The organism is Micromonospora sp. NPDC049101, assembly GCF_040648675.1.
Lineage (GTDB): Bacteria > Actinomycetota > Actinomycetes > Mycobacteriales > Micromonosporaceae > Micromonospora.
Window position 1 is genome coordinate 112839 of sequence record NZ_JBEZED010000019.1, and the last position, 18217, is coordinate 131055.

Consider the following 18217-nt stretch of genomic DNA (forward strand, 5'->3'; position numbering starts at 1 on the left):
GACACCCGGTGGTGTCGGCCCTCGTCGTGTGCTCAGCCCTGGGCGGCGGTGGCTCAGTCCCGGGCGGGTGCCAGGCCGGCGGCGGTGAGCGAGCGGCGTACCGCGGGCTGGACCCGGGTCAGCCGCAGCGGCACGCCGGTCCGCTCGGCCGCGTCCCGCCCCGCCATCAGCGCGGCGATCCCACCGGCGTCGAACCCACCCGCGCCGACCAGGTCGACGACCACCTCGCTGGGCTGGCCGGTGACCGCCTCCAGCATGGCCCGGCGCAACTGGTCCGCGCCGTCGCGGTCGATCTCGCCGCCGACCTCGACCACCACCCGGTCGCCGTTCTGCTTCACCGAGATCCGGGTCTTGCCCGGGTCGGGTTCGGCGGCACCGTTCTGCCAGGGTGGCGGCGCGTCGGCGAGCATCGCCTGACGCAGCCAGGTCAGCGCCCGCGACAGCAGCCGGGACACGTGCATCTGCGAGATGCCGAACCGCGCGGCGATCTCGGCCTGGGTCTGGTTGCCGTAGAAGCGCATCGCCAGGATGCGCCGCTCGCGCCAGGGCAGTCGGTGCAGCAGACCGCTCACCGTGACCCGGTCGTCGACCGACTCCAGGGCGTTGTCCGACTCGCCGACCAGGTCACCGAACTCCGCGGAGCTCTCACCGCCCACCGGGGCGTTGAGGGAGGCCGGGCTGTAGCCGGCCGCCGACTCCAGCGCGGCGAGGATCTCCGCCTCCGGCGTCTCCAGACGGGCCGACAGTTCGGCCACCGACGGCGCCCGGGACAGTTCGCTGGTCAGTGCGGCGGTGGCCTGCCCGACCTCGAGGATCAGGTCCCGCAGCCGGCGGGGCACGTGGACGCCCCAGGTGCGGTCCCGGAAATGGCGTTTGATCTCGCCCACGATGGTGATCGCGGCGTACGCGGTGAACGAGCCCCGCTCCGGGTCATACCGGTCGACGGCGTTGACCAGCCCCAACCGGGCGACCTGCTCCAGGTCCTCCAGCGGCTCTCCACGCCCTCGGTACCGGCGGGCCAGCCGCCCGGCGAACGGCAGCGCGAAGCGCACCAGGTCGTCGCGGGCCTCCCCCCGCCGCTCCGGTGGGAGGCCGGCGATCCGGGCCGCGTACGCCAGTGCCGCCGCGTCGAGGTCCTCCAGACCACGCTCGGTGGGTGGTGGTGTGGTCGTGGTCGTGGTCGTGCTCGTCTGTCCGAACATCCGCGCCTCCCTCAGGAAGGTCCCCCGCCCGGATCGGGAAACCGGTCGTGCGCGTGGTCGAGCCACGCACCGGGCCGGAAAAGTGGGTCAGTGACTGGGATGCCAGCGGGCGACACCGCCTCTACGCAGCGCAATCAGGCCGTCGCAGCCAGCGATGTTCCCGCTCCGTAGGTACTCAATCACGGGACCCCGGGTTCGCGAGGAAGTTTCGGCGTGCTCCGCCTCAGGAGACCAACAACCCCTGGTGGCCGCCGCTGTCCCGGAGTACGGCCAACGCCTCGGCGGCCCCCAGCGGAGGCGGCGCGGGCAGGTCGTACGGCTGGGCACGCAGCACCTCGGTGGCCCGGCGGGTGGGCACCGAGGTGACCGGGTAGCCCCGGGCGGTGGTGCGGTCCAACGCTCGACGCCGCCGCCCGAAGCCGGCCACCGCCAGCCACTGCGGCAGCCCGGCCAGGGCCGGTGACCGCATCCCGGGTGGCTCGGGCAGCACGTCCACCGAGCTGAACGCCTCGCTGCCGGCCAACCACCACTCGGCCTCGTCGACGCTGCGCCGGGTGGCGTTCTCACACCAGTACGGCACCAGCCCCGCACGCACCACCTGCCACGGGTCGAGCAGCCGGCCGCACTCCACCACCAACCGGTCACCGGTCTTGCCGGCGGCGCGCAGCCACCGCCGGTACAGGTCGGCCACGCCCGCGCTCAGTGCCGCCGGCCGGGGCACCAGCACCTGGTGCAGCGGGTGCTCGTGCCGTGCGGACCAGTCCCGCACGGCCGGCTCGAAGCCCGGGTCGACGCCGTGCTCGGCGTAACCCGACGGAACGGACACCTCCGGTGGCTCCCAGCGGGTCGCGTCACCGCCGACGGAGCGCAGCACCTGCCGCAGGGCGTGGCTGTCCGGGTGGAAGTCGACCGGGTCCAGCCCGCTGGCCGGGCAGCCGACCTGGAAGCTGTGGCCGGGGCCGCGCTCCAGCACCGGCCAGGTGCGCGCGTCGCGGACCAGCAGCACCGGGGCACCCGGGACCAGCCGGTCGGCCAGAAACTGCGCGTACGCGGCCGGTAGGGCCGTCCACGCGGCGGCCAGCGACACGGTGGCCCCGATCAGCGGGCCCCGGCTGGCCGGGCAGTGCACCTGGCGCAGGTGCAGGTCGGCGTTGCCGGCGAGCAGCCGCACGGCGAGTGCCGCACCGTGCTCCAGTGCGTCCGCCGGGCGGTCCACCGCGCCGTCGGGCCAGTGCACGCTCATCTCGAAGCCGGCCGGCAACCACGGCACGCCGAGAGCGACCGCGAGGTGTGCCGCCGCGCCGTGCGGTGAGCCGATCAGCACCCCGGGGTAGCGCCGGCGGGGGTACTGGTCGACGAACCAGCGGGCCACCCGGGCGGCGTCCACCTCGTCGGTCTGGTCCACGGTGAGCGCGACCCGACCGGCGGCGCGGGTGACCGCGGCGCGGCGTACCGGTTCCGGGGCGCCCGGGAACCGCGACGTCGGCCCGGTGTGCCCGAGGTCGGCGCAGTCCACGCCACGCAGGGCCCGGGCGGTGGCGGCGACCAACACCCGGGCGGCGCTGCCCACGGCCACGACCCGGTCGCCAGCGAGACCGGCGCCATCGGCCGTGAGCCCCTTGTGCACCTTGTGCACCGGCCCCACCTTGCCTCTTTCGCTCACCACGCGGCCCGGCTTCCCGTCCCGATGGGGTTCAAACGGGGCATCACCCACCCGGCAGCACATTCCGCTGGTCAGCGGCGTGCGCCGGTCATCACCGCCGTTCGGCGACGATCGGCCGAGGACGGCGGGAGCGGGTCGGCCGAGGGCAGATCGACTCGGCCCTTACGAAATCGCGGTGGCCGTGCGGGCGGGATACCGCGGTTTCACCAAACCCGAGTCGACCTCGACGGACGACCCGGTTTCGCCGGCCCCAAGACGGGCACTTCCGGGGCCATGCGCACCGACGACACCAGCGAATCAGCCGCCGCCACGATCACCCCGTACGAGGACGGACCGCTGCTGGTCCGCGGCGACTTCGCGTTGGTCACGCCGGACGGCGAGCACATCGACGCGCGCCGGGGCACGGTGGCGTTGTGTAGGTGCGGCAAGTCGGCGCTCAAGCCGTTCTGCGACGGCACCCACAAGGCGGTCAACTTCCGGGCCGGCACCACCCGCGAGGGCTGACCCCACGTCACCGCGTCCCCCGCCGCGCCGCGTCGCCCACCTCGCCGCGTCGCCGCGCCGCCGCGTCGCGCGGCGAGAGCACGCGGACGGACCGCACCAAGACACGCCCCCTTTGCTCTGCACCCGCCCGCGCACCACGCACGCTGCGTAACTGGCGCATGGGCGGGTGCAGAGCAAAGGGACGAACCCGCGCAGCACGCCCCCCAACAGCCGGCACTCAACACCCGGCGCTCGACACCCGGCGCTCGACACCCGGCGCTCAACACCCGGCGCCCAACAGGCGGCGCTCAACAGCCGACCCCACCCCGCCTGGGCGTGATCCGTCGGCTTCCTAAGGTGCCAGTCGCCTCGGCTCAGACGAGCGCGGGCGGGGCCGGCGGGGCCACCGCGGGCAACGCGACAAGCGGGACCTTGGGCGGCAGGGCCGGCGGGGCGGGTGCCCGCAGCGAGCTGCGGCCGGCGGCCCAGCTGTCCAGCAGGTGCGCGGCGAACAGCCGGTCCACCGCGAGCCCGGCCGCCGCGCCGAAGAGCACGTCGGGGGCGAGGGCCGGTTCGGCGCGGACCAGGCCGCCGCACATGTCGTGCGCGGCGATCTGCTCGTGTACCGCGTCGGCCTCGACGTGCTCGTCGTAGAAGCGGGTGGCCACCTCGTCGAGGCCGAGCCGGCGCAGCCCGTTGCCGTAGCGACGGTTCGGCAGCGAGGAGGTCATCTCGAACGCGGCCAGGTGCCCGAGCAGCGCGCCGCGCCACCGCCGGTGCAGCCCGAACAGCGACATCAGGTTGTTTGTCGCCAGGGTCACCGCGGGTGCCGCGTCCAGGTGGGCGCCGTAGGAGGTGTCCATGCCCAGCCGTTGCAGGGTGCGCCGGAACAACTCGGCGTGCATCCGGTCCAGCCGGCCGTTGCCGTACTCGTCGGTCTGGATCTCCACCAGCGCGGCCTTCGCCGGCCCACCGAGGCGGGGCAGGGCCCAGCTGTGCGGGTCCGCCTCGCGTAGGTGGTAGACGGAGCGGTGGGCGACGAACTCGCGGAACTGGCTGAGATCGGCGCGTCGTTGCAGCGTCGCGGCCAGCGGCGGCCCGTCGTCGGCCGCGACCAGCTCGGCCAGGCCGGCGGCCACCCCGGCGGCCGGCACCGACGGTACGCCGACCAGCCGGCGCAGCGCCGCCGCGAAGGGCCGTTCGGCTTCGGCGCGCAACGCGAGCAGCGTCGGCTGCCACTCCCACGCCTCGTCCACGCCGCGCCAGCCCCGGTAGTGCAGCTCGTAGCAGAGGAACAGGGTGAGCTGAAGGTCCTCGTCCGTGATCGGGTCGGCCGGATCGAGGTCGGTGCCGAGACCAGCCGGCAGGTCGTGCGGCGGGCGCCGGAGAGCGTCGAGCACCGCGGTGGAGAGCGGGCCGCGCGATCGTGGCAGTGTTGCGGGGCCGTAGCGGCCGTCAACCTGCTCGGACATGGGACCTCCAGCGTCGTCGGGCCGCTACTGATGCCCTGGCCGAGGGCAGCTAAACGAGGTCTTCGGCGTTCGCGGTGATCTCCACCTGCTCGCGGACCTTGCGGGCCGGAGCGCCGTCGGCGTACAGGCCGCGCAGGTCCGCGAACGCCGGCTCCGGCGGCGCCAGCGACACCGCCGGGTCGACAACCGCCTCCAGTACGCAGGGACGGTCCGCGGCGAGGGCCTCGTCCCAGGCCGCGCCGACCAACTCCGGGCGGTCCACCCGCACACCGTGCAGCCCGAGCAGGCGGGCCCAACCGGCGTACGGCACATCGGGGCGGCGGTTGCCCGGATCGGACGACGGCTGCCGCCCGCCACCCGTGCCGCTCTGATCCCGGTTGTTGAGCACCAGCACCACCAGCCGAGGGTCACGCCAACTCTGCCAGTGGTGCGACACGGTGATCAGCTCGGCGAGCCCGTTGAGCTGCATCGCCGCGTCGCCGAGCAGCGCGATCACCGGCTGGTCGGGGGCGGCGAGCTTGGCGGCCACCGCGTACGGCAGCGCACAGCCCATCGACCCGAGAGTGCCGCAGAGCTGCGCGTTCACCCCGGGTGGCAGGGTGAGGTGCCGGGCGTACCAGTAGAGGACCGAACCGACGTCGACCGCGACCGCCGCGGTGCCCGGCAGGCGGGCGGACAACTCCTGGAGTACGAGCTGCGGGTTGACCGGGTCGGCGGACGCGGCCACCCGTCCGGCGGCGATCTCCCGCCACCGGTCCACCGAGCTCTCCACGGTGGCGCGCCACCGCTGTTCGGGACGACCCCGCAGCCGGGCCAGCAACGCCCGCAGCGTCTCGGCGGCATCGCCGACCAACGGCACGTCGGCCGGGTAGCGGGTGCCGATCCGCCGGCCGTCGATGTCGATCTGCACCGTGCGGGCCTGCTCCGGCATCGGGAAGTAGCCGGTCCACGGGTCGTTGGTGCCGACCATCAGCAGCGTGTCGCAGCCGCCCATCAGCTCGGCCGCGGCCGCGGTGCCGACCTCGCCGAGCACTCCGGTGTGAAACGGCAACCGCTCGTCGAGCACCGGCTTGCCCAGCAGTGACGTGGCCACCCCGGCACCGAGCCGGTCGGCCACCTCGATGATCTCGGCGGCCGCGTCCCGCCCACCCTGACCCACCAGGATCGCGACGCGCTGACCGCCACCGAGCAGTTGCGCGGCGGCGTCGAGGTCCGCCTCGTGCGGCAGCACCCGGGCCAGCGGCTCACCGGGGGTGGCCGAGACCACCCCGGCGGCGTACGTCTGCACGTCGGGCACCAGGGTTTCCTGCAACTGCCGGGGCAGTACGACACAGGTGGGGCTGCGGGTCGCCGCCGCCGTCCGGAACGCCTGGTCCAGCAGGGCGGCCACGTCCTCGGGGTTGCGCCCGTAGCGGACGAACTGGTTGCACACGTCGCCGAAGAGCCGACTCAACCCGATCTCCTGGTGCGCGGCGCCGAGCGGCCCGGAGATGTCCTCCCCGACGATCGCCACCACCGGCTTGCTGTCCAGCTTGGCGTCGTAGAGGCCGTTGAGCAGCTGCACGGCGCTGGGCCCCTGGGTGGCGAGACAGACCCCGATGCCGCCGGTGAACTTGGCGTGCCCGGTGGCCATGAACGAGGCGGTCTCCTCGTGCCGGGCCGGGACGAACGCCGGCTCGCCGCCGGTGCGGTCCAACGCCTCGATCAGCGGGGTGATCGCCTCGCCCGGGTAGCCAAAGGCGCGGGGCACCCGCCAGGCCAGGAGCCGTTCCACCACGAGATCTGCCACCCGGCGCTCAGCCATTGCCGCGCCCCGGTGTGCTGGGGTCGACGTAGCGCAGCACCGCACCCACCCCGTCGGTGAGGTCTGGTGCCTCGTCCGCGCCCAGCACGGTCAGTGCCGCGTCGGTGCCGACGAGCGCGCGGACCAGCGCCGCGTCGGCGCGTACCCGTTGCGGGTCGGCCACCGACATGGCGGCCAACTGCCCCGGGTCGACGGCGATCTCGGTGGGTTGCGCGCCGATCCACAGCTCACCGTCGGCCGACGGATCGTCCACGATCAGCATGGTGTCCACCTGGTTGCGTTGCAGGGCCGAGACGACCGCGTCGAGGCCGCCGCCCACGTCCTCCTGCACACCGAACTTGTCCAGCGCGGCGCTGATCCGCTGGTCGGCGATCTCCGCGATGGTCTGCACGGTGAGGTCGTCCAGCATCGTCTGGTCGGCGCCCCCGGCCCGCGACCCGGCATCGGTGCGGACCACCAGGTCCTGCCACCGCTCCGGCATCTGGGCGGCGATCATCCCGGTGGCGCGGACGTCACCGGCGACCACCACCACGTCCGCGCCGACCTGGTCGGCCAACTGCACGGTGGCCGCGGTGACGTCGCCGGCGTTCTGGTGCCACGCCTCCATGGCCGCCCGCTGGTAGCGCGACTGGGACCAGCCGCCGGGCTTCGTCCGCCGCAGCGGGAACTCGTCGCGGCCGGCGACGTGCGCCCGGCGGGGCACCCCGCCGGCGCTGACCGCCATCGCGTCGGCGCCGAGCCGGTCGGCGACCACACGTACCCAGGCCACCTGTTCGCCGCGTTGGGCGAGCAGCGGCATCACGTGTGGCAGCGGCGCGAAACTGGCCAGGTCGCGCAGTGGTGGCGCGGACAGGTACTCGGAGAGGACCACCCGACCGTGGCTGGCGAAGACCGCCAGTCCGTAGTCGCCGACCATCGGGTCGTGTCCGCGGATCACCCGGTCCAACGCGGCGATGCTCGCCTCGTCCGCGCCCTGTTCGGTCAGGCGACTCTGTAGGGCGCGCCAGCGCAGGTCCAGCGCGGGTTTGGCGTCCTCCGTGTCGGCGGAGGCATCCAGGTACACCGAGCACCACGGCCCGGGACGGTCGTAGAGCGGGCGCAGGAAGGACAGCTGCATGCTCGACCCCTTTCCAGCTCGGCCCCCCGCTTACCCGGGTCGCCGGGGATGTCACCTCGCGGCCGTGAGCCCGTGACCAGGTTTCATTCACGTCGTTCAACTCAGGACGTCGATACGATCTGTGCACACAAGCGGACTCTCGGTGGTGGGAATGGACAGCGGACTCGAAACCCGACGGATCGTGCATCCGACCGAAAGGATCGTCACCGGGCGGTTGATCCGCCTGCTCGACGGCTACACGCGCGAGATACGCGTCGGTCAGCCGGTGCTGGTGGCGGTGCTCGCCGCGGCGGCGATCGCCCGGCTGCCCGCCCTGCTGCTGCGCGCGCTGTTCTCGTTCGGCGGTGGCGGCACCCGCCGGCGGTGGAAGGAGCTGAAGAAGGGCCCGGAATACCTGGTCGTCCCGGTGCGTCTGCGCAACACCGCCGGCCAGCTCTGCGAGGTGGAGCTGCACGGGCATCTGCCGCAGAGCGCCCTGCACCCGGCGGACCAGGTGCAGCTCACCCTGCGCCCGCAACGCGACCCGGAGCTGCCGCCGCGCATCGAGCGGATCGTCAACCTCACCACCGGGCAGTTGCTCACCCCGCGCACCGCGACGCTCTGGTCGCACCTCGGGCCGCCGCTGCTGTTGCAGGCGTTCCTGGGCGCGCTGCTGCTCGCCGGTGTCACGGCCTGCTCCGCACTCACCTGACCGCTCAGGCAGGCGCCCCGGTCAGCCGACCGGGGCGGGCTCGCGGGCCGGTTGGCGGTCGACGCCGAGCATCCCCCGGCGGCGAGCCCAGCGCTCGTAGGCCAGGGTGGCGAACGGCGGCACGGCACTGATCAGGGCGACCGCCGTGGCCAGCAGGCTCCACCGGTGCAGCCGGGCCACGGCCAGCGTCAACACGACATACGCGATGAACAGGCCGCCGTGGATCGGCCCGAAGACCTGCACGCCCAGCTCGTTGCCGGGCGGGCCGTACTTCATGAGCATGCCGACCAGCAGGGCCAACCAGGAGCAAGCCTCGGCGATCGCCGCCGCGACGAACAGCCGGGTCACCTTCTCGCGCATCCGCACGCCACCACCTCTCGACCGGCAATGCTATCGGGATGGTCTGACTGGGCTATCAGGGTGGTCAGCTGGGTAGAAGAGGTCCATTGGGTGTTCCCCCGCCCGACGAGGACGTGCGAGGTTAGGGGGAACCAGCGGTGACAGGGTGGTGACGATGGGCGAGGACGTCGGCGTACGGACCTTCAGTCGAGAAGATCGGGCCCGCTATCGCGACAAGGTCCGCCGCTGTCTGGATGTCTTCGCCGAGATGCTGCGCGAGTCGCGTTTCGACGTCGACCGGCCGATGACCGGCGTGGAGATCGAGCTGAACCTGGTCGACGAGGCGTCGAATCCGGCGATGCGCAACGCCGACGTGCTGGCGGCCATCGCCGATGAGAGCTTCCAGACCGAGTTGGGCCAGTTCAACGTCGAGATCAACGTGCCGCCGCGGCGACTGACCGGCACCGGCACCGCCGACTTCGAAGAATACGTGCGGGCCAGCCTGAACGCCGCCGAGGTGAAGGCGCGGGCGATCGGCGCGCACATGGTCATGATCGGGATCCTGCCGACGCTGCGCCCCGAGCACCTGACCGCCGAGACGCTCTCGGCCAACCCCCGCTACAAGCTGCTCAACGAGCAGATCTTCGCGGCGCGCGGTGAGGATCTGCCGATCGCCATCAGCGGGGTGGAACGCCTGGCGGTCACCGCCGACACCATCACCCCGGAGGCGGCCTGCACCAGTACCCAGTTCCATCTGCAGGTCAGCCCGGCCCAGTTCGCCGACTACTGGAACGCCGCCCAGGCGATCGCCGGCATCCAGGTCGCCGTCGGTGCGAACTCGCCGCTGTTCTTCGGCCGGGAGCTGTGGCGCGAGACCCGCATCCCGCTGTTCCAGCAGGCCACCGACACCCGGTCGGAAGAGATCAAGGCCCAGGGGGTACGCCCCAGAGTCTGGTTCGGCGAACGCTGGATCACCAGCGTGTTCGACCTGTTCGAGGAGAACGTGCGCTACTTCCCGGCGCTGTTGCCGGTATGCGACCCGGAGGACCCGACGCAGACCCTCGCGGCCGGTGAGGTGCCCAATCTCGCCGAGTTGCGCCTACACAACGGCACCGTCTACCGGTGGAACCGCCCGGTCTACGACGTGTCCCGTGGCCGACCGCATCTTCGGGTGGAAAACCGGGTGCTGCCCGCCGGCCCGACGGTGCTGGACACCATCGCCAACGGTGCCTTCTACTTCGGGCTGGTTCGTGCCCTTGCCGAATCCGACCGGCCACTGTGGTCGCAGATGTCGTTCAGCGCCGCCGAGGAAAACTTCACCAACTGCGCCCGGCACGGCATCGACGCGCAGGTCTTCTGGCCCGGCCTCGGCTATCTGCCCGTCACCGAGCTGGTGCTGCGCCGGCTGCTGCCGATGGCACACCACGGCCTGGACGGGTGGGGGCTCGACCCGGGCGAACGCGACCGGCTGCTCGGCATCATCGAGCAGCGCTGCCTGACCAGCCGCAACGGCGCGAGCTGGCAGGTGGAGACGCTGCACCGACTGGAGTCGGCCGACCACCTGGACCGGCCGGCGGCGCTGCGGGAGGTGGTCCGCCACTACGTGGACCTGATGCACAGCAACCGGCCGGTGCACGAGTGGCCGATCCCGTGAGCGCCCCCGGTGGCCCGACTGGCGCGGGGCTCAGCCGCGCGGGGTGGGCACACCGAAGAGATCGATGATGCCGCCGGGAAGCTGGGCGAGCAGGTCGTGTCGTTCGTCGTCATCGAGCGCCTCGGCGACGGTACGCAGCACCGCCTGGGCGTGTTGACGCACCTGGTCGGCGTTCGCGACCTGTTCGCGGTCCCCGACGTTCTTCAGGAACTCGCCGACGTCCCACCGGCGGCCCTGCGGATTGCGGGTGACGGACCCGTTCAGCCGCTCGGGTAGCTGCGCCGCGAGGTGGTCGGCCTCCTGTCCGGCGAGCCGTTCGCCGAGCACCGACAGGACTGCCTGTACGGACCGCACGGCCTCGTTCTCGCCGAGGCCAGCTCGCTGTCGTACCGTGGCGATCATCTGCTCGTACTCCATGCTCCGCTCCTTCGGTTCCTCGACCTGCCGTCGGGCCTGCCTGCGGACGAACGGGGCGAGTTCCCAGGCTCACTGGCCACAAACGGGGTCACGCGCGGATCCGGACTTCCCGCCATCGGCGGTCGGACCCGCACGAAACCCGCCAGTCACGGCACTCGGATCGCCAGTGCGGCCGGGTCGGGCCGCGCGGGAAGCCCACCGGGGCATCGCGCGTCCGTCGACTGGGGACCGTCCGTTGTGGACCCCGCCTGGCGTCGATGACTGTCGTAGGCTGTGGCGGCTCGCACATCGTCAGACGAGGGGATGCCGATGGCCACGTCAGGACCAGACCCAGCTTCGACCCGAGGGCCCGCGCGGGTGCCCCTGTCCCGTCGACACATGCTGCGGATGGGAGCGGCGGCGGCCGGTGGCGCGGTGCTCGCCGGCGGGTTGGAGACCGGGCCCGCGCAGGCCGCGCCGGCTGGTGCGAAGCGTGCGCTGCGGGCTCCGGCGCTGGCGCCCGGCGATCGGGTCCGGGTCGTGTCGCCCGGCAGCACTCCCGACCCCACGAACATGGCCCGCGGCATCGAGATCCTGCGAAGCTGGGGCCTGGAGGTCGAGCTGGGCACGCACGTCTTCGCCAAGTACGGCTATCTGGCCGGCACCGACGCGCAGCGGCTGGCCGACCTCAACGCCGCGCTCAACGACCCGGGGATCCGTGCGGTCTTCGCCGCCCGTGGCGGTTACGGCACCCAGCGGATCGTCGATCGCATCGACGTGTCCGGCGTTCGCCGGGATCCCCGGGTGGTCGTCGGGTTCAGCGACATCACCAGCATCCACGGCAAGCTCTGGCGCGAGACGGGCCTGGTCACCTTCTACGGTCCGATGGTCAACTGGAGCGACGACCGCACCGGCCCTGATTCGGCCGAGGCGCTTCGCCGGGCGGTGATGACCACCGCACCCGTGACGATCGTCCGGGACCCGGCCGAGACGGCGGCGCCCGTGCTGGTGCCAGGGCGCGCGTCGGGCCCTCTGCTCGGTGGCTGCCTCACCCTGCTCTCCACCTCGCTGGGTGCCGGTGACATCCCGAAGTTCGACGACGCCATCCTGTTCTTCGAGGACGTCGACGAGGCTCCGTACAGCATCGACATGATGCTGACCGAGCTGCGCCGGGTGGGCGTGTTGTCGAGGGTTGCCGGGGTGGTCATCGGCCAGATCACCAACAGCGTCGGCGAACCCGGCGAGTGGGACGCGGCGGCGGTGCTGAAGGACCGCCTGTACGACCTTGGCGTGCCGGTCCTGGGCGGGCTACGGCTGGGGCATGGCAACGGGCAGCTCACCGTTCCGCTCGGCGCACGGGCCACGATCGATGCCGAGGCGGGGACCCTGACGGTGGAGCCGGGAGTCCGGCCGCGCTAGCCTCCCGTCACCGCGGCCCAGGGGGACAGGTCGTCGCGCAGCCGGCTGTAGAGGTAGGCGTCGCGCCACTGGCCGGCCCGAAACTCACTGGCCCGCACGACGCCCTCCAACTGGAAGCCGGCCTTCTCCAGCGCCCGCTGCTCGGCGATGTTCTCCGGGTGGGTGCCGGCCTGGATGCGCTGCGCCGGCGTGTGCTGGAACAGGTAGTCGCAGAGCAACGCCTGCGCCCGCCAGCCGATCCCCCGCCCGCGCCATTGCGGCAGGAGAAAGATGCCGATCTCCCAGTACGACGCCCGCCCGGCGTAACGCCCGGAGATGTAACTGACGAGGCCTGCGGCTGCCCGCTCCTGCTCGACCTCGACGATGAGCCGCCCGTCGTCCTCGCCGAGGTAGCCGTCGACGGCGAACCGCCGAGCCGGCGCCCCAGCGTCGCGGAAGCCGGCCCAGTCCAGACCGATCAGGCCCGGCTCGGTGCAGAGCCGCCGAAATATCGCCAGGTCGGGCTCGGCGACGGGTCGCAGCCGAACGGTGAGATCTGCCGTCACCGGCACCGACGTGCCACCGTGATCCATGGCGACACGCTAGCCGCCAACCCACACCGCGGTCGTCCCGGCAGCAGGGAGGCGCCGCCGGTCAGACCGTGAGCAGCACCTTCGTACACTCGTCCTGCTTCTTCTGGAAGATCTTGTAGCCCTTCGGGGCGTCGCGCAGCGGCATCCGGTGGCTGACGATGAAGCTCGGGTCGATCTCGCCGCGTTGGATGCGCTCCAGCAGCGGCCGGGTGTAGCGCTGGACGTGGCACTGACCGGTCCGCATGACCAGCGAACGGTTCATGAACGCGCCCATCGGGAACTTGTCGACGAAACCGCCGTACGCGCCGACGACCGAGACCACCCCACCCGAGCGGCAGGCGAGGATCGCCTGGCGCAGGGCGAACGGCCGTTCCGTCTCGACCCGGGCGACCTGCTTCGCCCGGTCGTAGGCGTACATGGCGGCGTTGCCGTGGTGGCCTTCCAGACCGACCGCGTCGATGCACGCGTCGGGCCCTCGTCCGGCCGTCATCTCGTTCAGGGTGTCCAGCACGTCCGCCTGCTCGTAGTTGATCGTCTCGGCGCCGATGTGCTCCTCGGCCAGCCGCAACCGGTACGCGAACCGGTCGATGACGATCACCCGCTCCGCGCCGAGCAGCCGGGCGCTGGCGGCGGCGAACAGACCCACCGGCCCGGCGCCCCAGACCGCGATCACCTGGCCGGGTTTGATGTCGCACATCTCGGCGCCCATGTAGCCGGTCGGGAACACGTCGGCGAGCATGACCGCCTGGTCGTCGCGGACCTCGTCGGGCACCTTGAGCGGGCCGATGTCGGCGAACGGCACCCGGGCGTACTCGGCCTGACCGCCGGCGTAGCCGCCGAGCAGGTGGGAGTAGCCGAAGATGCCACCCGGCGAGTGGCCCATGATCTTCTCGGCGATGCCGGCGTTCGGGTTGGAGTTCTCGCAGACCGAGTAGAGGCCGCGCTGGCAGGACGAGCAGTGCCCGCAGGCGATCGGGAAGGGCACCACCACCCGGTCGCCGGGCTTGAGGTTGCGCACCTGCGGACCGACCTCGACCACCTCGCCCATGAACTCGTGGCCGAGGATGTCGCCCCTGCGCATCGCGGGGATGTAGCCGTGGTAGAGGTGCAGGTCCGAGCCGCAGATCGCGGTGGTGCTGATCCGGACGATCGCGTCCCGGGCGTTCATGATTTTCGGGTCGGGCACGTCGATCACCTTGACGCTGTCGGTGCCCATCCAGGCGGTGGCCTTCATGGTCGGTCCCTTTCGGAGCGGGCGGTCATCGGCGCGACGGCGGCAGCGGCTGGGCGGGGCGCTGCATGGCCTGCTGGCGTACGGAGATGCCGTTGGGGCTGCCCTCGGAGCGGACCACCTCGCCGGTCTCCAGCACCTGCTTGAAGCGGCGCAGGTCGTCACGGACCTGCTGCTCGGGCTCCTCGCCGAAGAGTTTCGCCACCACCCGCCCGAGCGGGCCGGCCGGCGGCGCGTACCGCAGCTCGACCCGGACCTCGGTGCCCCGGTCACCGGGTGCGGGCACGAACCGGACCCGTCCGGCGTTGGGCACCCGGGTGCCCGGCAGCGAACGCCAGGTGATCGACTTGTTCGGTTGGTCGTCGATGATCTCGGCGTCCCACTCGACGCGGTGACCGGCCGGGCCACGGGCGATCCAGTGCGAGCGGCGCAGGTCGTCGGCGCGTACGGACTCCAGGTGTGCCATGAACCGGGGCAGGTTCTCCATGTCCCGCCAGAACCGGTACGCCTCGGCGGGTGAACGGTTGACGGTCACCGCGATCTCCATCCGGATCATCCGGGCCCGGGCCCGTTGGGCCCGCCCGATCCGTACGGCGCAGAGCACGTCGACGGCGGTGATGCCGGCGACCGCGAGGGTGCTCAGTGCGACCCGGCGGCGGCGTTCACCGTCGCGGTCGGCGAGGGCCCGCCCGAGCAGGGTCAGGTCCATGGCGTCGCCGGCCACCCGGCTCCAGGCCCAGCCGGCGGGGCGGCGCCCGCTGAGCAGACCGGCGGCGCTGCCCACCTCCCGGAGGCCGACGGCCGGCAGCACGGCCCGCGCGGACGGGGAGTCGTCCACCCCGGTCAGTCGCGCCAGGGGTCCGGGCGCGACCAGGGCGCCCACGCCCAGGGCCAGGCTCAGCAGGCCCAGGGTGCTCGGCAGCGTCGCCGGCACCGGCCCGTCCAGCTCGGGCAGGAGCACGGTGTCGATCCGGGTCATGCCTGGTCCCTTCCGTTGGACGTGACGGCCGGCGGAGCGGCCGTGGTGGTGGTTCCGCCCCCGTGACGCTATGTCGTAGACGTGCCGTATGCGCCAGGTTCGGGGTAGAACGTCCAACGCGACAACGGAGGCGTGAACGCCTACGGCACCGGTCAACATCGCGACATTGACCGATTTGGATCGCTTGAAGCCGTTACCTTCGGCCCAACCCGCCGCGCCGCCGGAAGGACACCCCCATGAGCCGGGCTCTCCTGCGCCACCTGACCGCCACCGTCACCGTCGCACTGCTCGTCGTGCCGGCCGCCGCGCCGGCTGCCGCGCGTACCCCCGGGTCGGCGACGCCCGCGCCCGGCGTCGTCCGCACCGTCGTGCGCGACGCGACGACCGGCGCACCGGTGCCCCGGGCCTGCGCCGCACTCCTCCCGGTGGACGCCGCCGCGTTGTCGGCAGTCGGCATCGGTGAGGACCAACTCGGACGGTACGGGGGTTGCGCCGACGAGCAGGGCGTCCTGGTGGCCTCCGACGTCGCCCCGGGGAGGTACCGGCTGCTGGTGCGCCCCTACGACACGACGGCGCACGGCTGGCAGTGGGTCGGCCGGCACGGCGGCACCGGTGAACGCGAGCGGGCACAGGTGATTCAGGTGCGACCCGGCGTCGTGACCAGCGCGCCGACCATCCGGCTCGACCCGCCGGGCACCGTCGTCGGAGTGGTGACCAACGCGGCGACGGGCGCTCCGGTCTATCGTGCGCTGGCCATGGTGGTGCCGTATGTGCCGCACCCGAAGTACGACGACCACGGCCCGACCACCGACGAGAACGGCCGCTACACGATCACCGGCCTCGGGCCGTACCACTGGCCGGTGCAGTTCGCGGCGAGCGGGCTGGCGACCGTGTGGTCCGGTGGGGTGGGCAGTCGGCAGCAGGCGCGGTCGGTGCGGGTGCGTGCCCACCAGACGGTAGCCCTGGACCAGGCGCTGCCCGCCGGCACGCTCGTCAGCGGCGCGGTACGCGTCGACGAGCTGCTCACCTACGCCCAGGTGATCGCGTTCGACACGGCCACCGGGGACCTGGCCGGCGTGGCGGACGTGGGCACCGGCTACACCCTGCGCCTGCTCCCCGGGCAGCGGGTGAAGCTGCGCTGCGACTGCGCGTACGCCCCGCCGGTCTGGCACCGGGACGCGGCCGACTTCGACACCGCGACCCCCGTACGGGTCCGACGCGCGCCGGTCGTTCTGGACTTCGACCTCCGGTAGGAGTCGCTGGCCCGTACCGACAGCCGAACCTCGCCGGTCCGCATATTCTGGCCGGCCACCGGAACCTTCTTCCCGGCCCAAAGGTGGGAATGGTGGAGAAGGGGGGTGACGGTGTCCGACTGCGATCTGATCTCCGAGCTGTACGCCGGCTGTTTCCGACGCCTGGTGGTCCAGGTGTACGCGGTGACCGGCGACCTGACCGAGGCGCAGGAGGCGGTCCAGGAGGCGTTCACCCGGGCGTTGGTGTCACCACGGCGCTTCGCCGCGCTGGACAACCCGGAGGCGTGGTTGCGCCGAGTCGCGGTGAACTGGGCCCGCAGCCGGTACCGGCGGCGCCGGGTGCTCGACGGGCTGCTGCGCCGCATCGGCCCGCCGCCGGCCGTCGCCGACCACTCCCCGGAGCACCTCGCCCTGCTCGCCGCGCTGCGCGTGCTGCCGGAGGGGCAGCGGCACGCCCTGGCTCTGCACTACCTCGTCGACCTGCCGGTGGACGAGGTCGCGGCCACGCTGGGCGTGTCGGCCGGGACTGTGAAGTCCCGACTGTCGCGGGGTCGGCAGGCCCTGGCGGCGCTGCTCGCCGACACCGACACCCCCGATGCCGCCGCCGGCGCCGGCACGGGCACTGCGGCCGACACCGGCACTGGCACGAAGCGCGCCACCGACGCTACGGAAACCGGGAGGATCGATGTCCGGTCGTGAGTTCTCCGGGTTCGACGTGGACACCCTCACCGAGGCCGTGTCACCGCCGCCCTTCGACACCCTGCGCTCCACCGCCCGGTCGCGCCGACAGCGGTCGGTCGCGATGGTGGCGACAGCACTTGTCGCACTGGCCGGGCTGGCTGTCCTGCCGCTGGTGGCGGGGGCGGACCGGGCCGACCCGGTGGCCCCCACGCAACCGTCGCCCGTGCACGGGGACGACTTCACGCTCACCGGGCCGGAATCGGGGGTCGACGTCGACGTGTCCGAGGACGGCTGCGTGGTGCGCTTCACGTACACCGGAGACCGCGGCCGGACCTGGTCGGACTGGGACGCGGCCCTGTTCCGGGGCACCAGGTGTGCGGCCAGCGCCCGCACCGCGACACCGGCCGGTCCGGTCCAGGTCGCCGTGCTCAGCGACCGGTCCTACCTGGTCAGCGACGCCGGCCTGCCCCGTCTCTCCACCGACTACGGTCGCACCTGGCGGGACGGAAGCACCGCGATCGTCGCCGTGTCCAGGTTCCCGGCGACGGCCCGGCCGGTCTTCTGCGGGTTCGGTTGTCGGCCGCTGGCCGAACCACTCGCGGTGGATCCGTCGAACGGCACCGTGTACCGCCTCACCACGGCACCCTCGTGGCGTCCCCTGTACAGCCTCTACCCGGCTGCCGACGGCTCGATCTGGGCGGTGTACCGGATGGGAAGAACCTCGGGGTCGACAGTCGCCCGCAGCGTGGACGGGGGCGCGACCTGGACCACCTGGGACGCGGGCGACGACGCGAACGTGGTCGCGGTGGTCGGGCTCGACGACCGAAAGGGGTACGCGCTGGCCGAACCGTCGACGACGAGCGGCGGGATCCGGCTGCTGCGCACCACGGACGGCGCGAAGACCTGGACGGACACCGGCGCCCACCTGCCGCGGCAGACGTGGGACCTCACTGTGGGGTCGGACGGCTCCCTGCTCGCGACCAGCACCAACGGGGGCACCGAGCCCAACGAGCTCGCGCGGCTCCTGGTCAGCCGGGACGGCGGGAGCCACTTCACTGTCGCGCGGGACTACGGCCCGGTTGTCGGGTCGATCAGTGTGACACCCGGGTACGCCTGGCTCTTCGGCCGCGACGACGGGGCGGAGCCCGACCACCTGCTCGTCACCACGGACGCGACCACCTGGAGCCGCTTCGCGCTCAAACCCTGAAGAAGGAGTGCCGCCCGGAGTTAACACCGAGCCGCACCGGGTAGCCGGCATGCG

Annotated in this window: 16 protein-coding genes and 1 pseudogene; 7 read left to right on the top strand and 10 right to left on the bottom strand. The window is 72.6% G+C overall.

The window, feature by feature from the left end:
* Positions 1-53: 53 nt before the first annotated feature.
* Positions 54-1202: a SigB/SigF/SigG family RNA polymerase sigma factor gene (locus AB0B57_RS24730; protein ID WP_357074252.1), complete on the bottom strand. Its 1149-nt coding sequence runs from the start codon at positions 1200-1202 to the stop codon at positions 54-56.
* Between the two features lie 223 nt (positions 1203-1425).
* On the bottom strand, positions 1426-2868 hold the full coding sequence (locus AB0B57_RS24735) for a hypothetical protein (RefSeq protein WP_357074255.1): 1443 nt from the start codon (positions 2866-2868) through the stop codon (positions 1426-1428).
* Positions 2869-3138: 270 nt separating this feature from the next.
* Here AB0B57_RS24735 and AB0B57_RS24740 point away from each other — a divergent pair, with 270 nt between their 5' ends.
* Positions 3139-3369 (top strand): CDGSH iron-sulfur domain-containing protein, encoded by a 231-nt coding sequence (locus AB0B57_RS24740; RefSeq protein WP_357074258.1) that lies wholly within the window; start codon positions 3139-3141, stop codon positions 3367-3369.
* A 353-nt stretch (positions 3370-3722) separates the two neighbouring features.
* Here the strand turns inward: AB0B57_RS24740 and AB0B57_RS24745 are convergent, their stop codons facing one another.
* The 3 genes from AB0B57_RS24745 to AB0B57_RS24755 are packed head-to-tail and all read right to left on the bottom strand — an operon-like array spanning position 3723 to position 7741.
* Positions 3723-4820: an iron-containing redox enzyme family protein gene (locus AB0B57_RS24745; protein ID WP_357074261.1), complete on the bottom strand. Its 1098-nt coding sequence runs from the start codon at positions 4818-4820 to the stop codon at positions 3723-3725.
* Between the two features lie 49 nt (positions 4821-4869).
* Entirely contained in the window at positions 4870-6624 is a 1755-nt protein-coding gene (locus tag AB0B57_RS24750; protein WP_357074264.1) for a thiamine pyrophosphate-binding protein, read from the bottom strand.
* Positions 6617-7741 (bottom strand): Vms1/Ankzf1 family peptidyl-tRNA hydrolase, encoded by a 1125-nt coding sequence (locus AB0B57_RS24755; RefSeq protein WP_357074267.1) that lies wholly within the window; start codon positions 7739-7741, stop codon positions 6617-6619. Before AB0B57_RS24755 ends, AB0B57_RS24750 begins: the two co-directional genes overlap by 8 nt.
* 142 nt (positions 7742-7883) lie before the next feature.
* Between AB0B57_RS24755 and AB0B57_RS24760 the strand changes: the two genes are divergently transcribed.
* The gene (locus AB0B57_RS24760; protein WP_357074270.1) at positions 7884-8432 is read left to right on the top strand and encodes a hypothetical protein; all 549 of its coding nucleotides are present in this window, start codon (positions 7884-7886) and stop codon (positions 8430-8432) included.
* 21 nt (positions 8433-8453) lie between these two features.
* Here AB0B57_RS24760 and AB0B57_RS24765 read toward each other — a convergent pair whose 3' ends face one another.
* On the bottom strand, positions 8454-8792 hold the full coding sequence (locus AB0B57_RS24765; RefSeq protein ID WP_357074394.1) for a DUF3817 domain-containing protein: 339 nt from the start codon (positions 8790-8792) through the stop codon (positions 8454-8456).
* A 154-nt stretch (positions 8793-8946) separates the two neighbouring features.
* On the opposite strand from AB0B57_RS24765, the gene AB0B57_RS24770 reads away from it, so the two are divergent.
* On the top strand, positions 8947-10425 hold the full coding sequence (locus AB0B57_RS24770; RefSeq protein ID WP_357074273.1) for a glutamate--cysteine ligase: 1479 nt from the start codon (positions 8947-8949) through the stop codon (positions 10423-10425).
* A 30-nt stretch (positions 10426-10455) separates the two neighbouring features.
* Here AB0B57_RS24770 and AB0B57_RS24775 read toward each other — a convergent pair whose 3' ends face one another.
* Positions 10456-10842 carry a DUF2267 domain-containing protein gene (locus AB0B57_RS24775; RefSeq protein WP_357074275.1) on the bottom strand — a complete coding sequence of 129 codons (387 nt, stop codon included), beginning with the start codon at positions 10840-10842 and terminating at the stop codon, positions 10456-10458.
* Positions 10843-11220: 378 nt separating this feature from the next.
* On the opposite strand from AB0B57_RS24775, the gene AB0B57_RS24780 reads away from it, so the two are divergent.
* A complete protein-coding gene (locus tag AB0B57_RS24780) occupies positions 11221-12240 on the top strand; it encodes an LD-carboxypeptidase (protein WP_357074278.1) in 1020 nt (339 codons plus the stop codon).
* Here AB0B57_RS24780 and AB0B57_RS24785 read toward each other — a convergent pair.
* The 3 genes from AB0B57_RS24785 to AB0B57_RS24795 form a co-directional block, all read right to left on the bottom strand.
* Positions 12237-12812 (bottom strand): GNAT family protein, encoded by a 576-nt coding sequence (locus AB0B57_RS24785; protein ID WP_357074281.1) that lies wholly within the window; start codon positions 12810-12812, stop codon positions 12237-12239. The genes AB0B57_RS24780 and AB0B57_RS24785 overlap by 4 nt on opposite strands.
* Before the next feature lie 61 nt (positions 12813-12873).
* Complete coding sequence (locus tag AB0B57_RS24790; protein WP_357074284.1) at positions 12874-14046, bottom strand: zinc-dependent alcohol dehydrogenase; 1173 nt, start codon at positions 14044-14046, stop codon at positions 12874-12876.
* Positions 14047-14071: 25 nt separating this feature from the next.
* Complete coding sequence (locus AB0B57_RS24795) at positions 14072-15022, bottom strand: SRPBCC family protein (protein WP_357074287.1); 951 nt, start codon at positions 15020-15022, stop codon at positions 14072-14074.
* Positions 15023-15258: 236 nt separating this feature from the next.
* On the opposite strand from AB0B57_RS24795, the gene AB0B57_RS24800 reads away from it, so the two are divergent.
* The 3 genes and pseudogenes from AB0B57_RS24800 (at position 15259) to AB0B57_RS24810 (ending at position 18163) form a co-directional block, all read left to right on the top strand.
* Complete coding sequence (locus tag AB0B57_RS24800) at positions 15259-16275, top strand: carboxypeptidase-like regulatory domain-containing protein (RefSeq protein ID WP_357074290.1); 1017 nt, start codon at positions 15259-15261, stop codon at positions 16273-16275.
* 111 nt (positions 16276-16386) lie between these two features.
* Positions 16387-16854, top strand: a pseudogene (locus AB0B57_RS24805) (sigma-70 family RNA polymerase sigma factor); the annotation flags it as partial.
* 106 nt (positions 16855-16960) lie between these two features.
* Positions 16961-18163, top strand: a complete 1203-nt coding sequence (locus AB0B57_RS24810; RefSeq protein WP_357074293.1) for a hypothetical protein — start codon at positions 16961-16963, stop codon at positions 18161-18163.
* Positions 18164-18217: the final 54 nt, after the last annotated feature.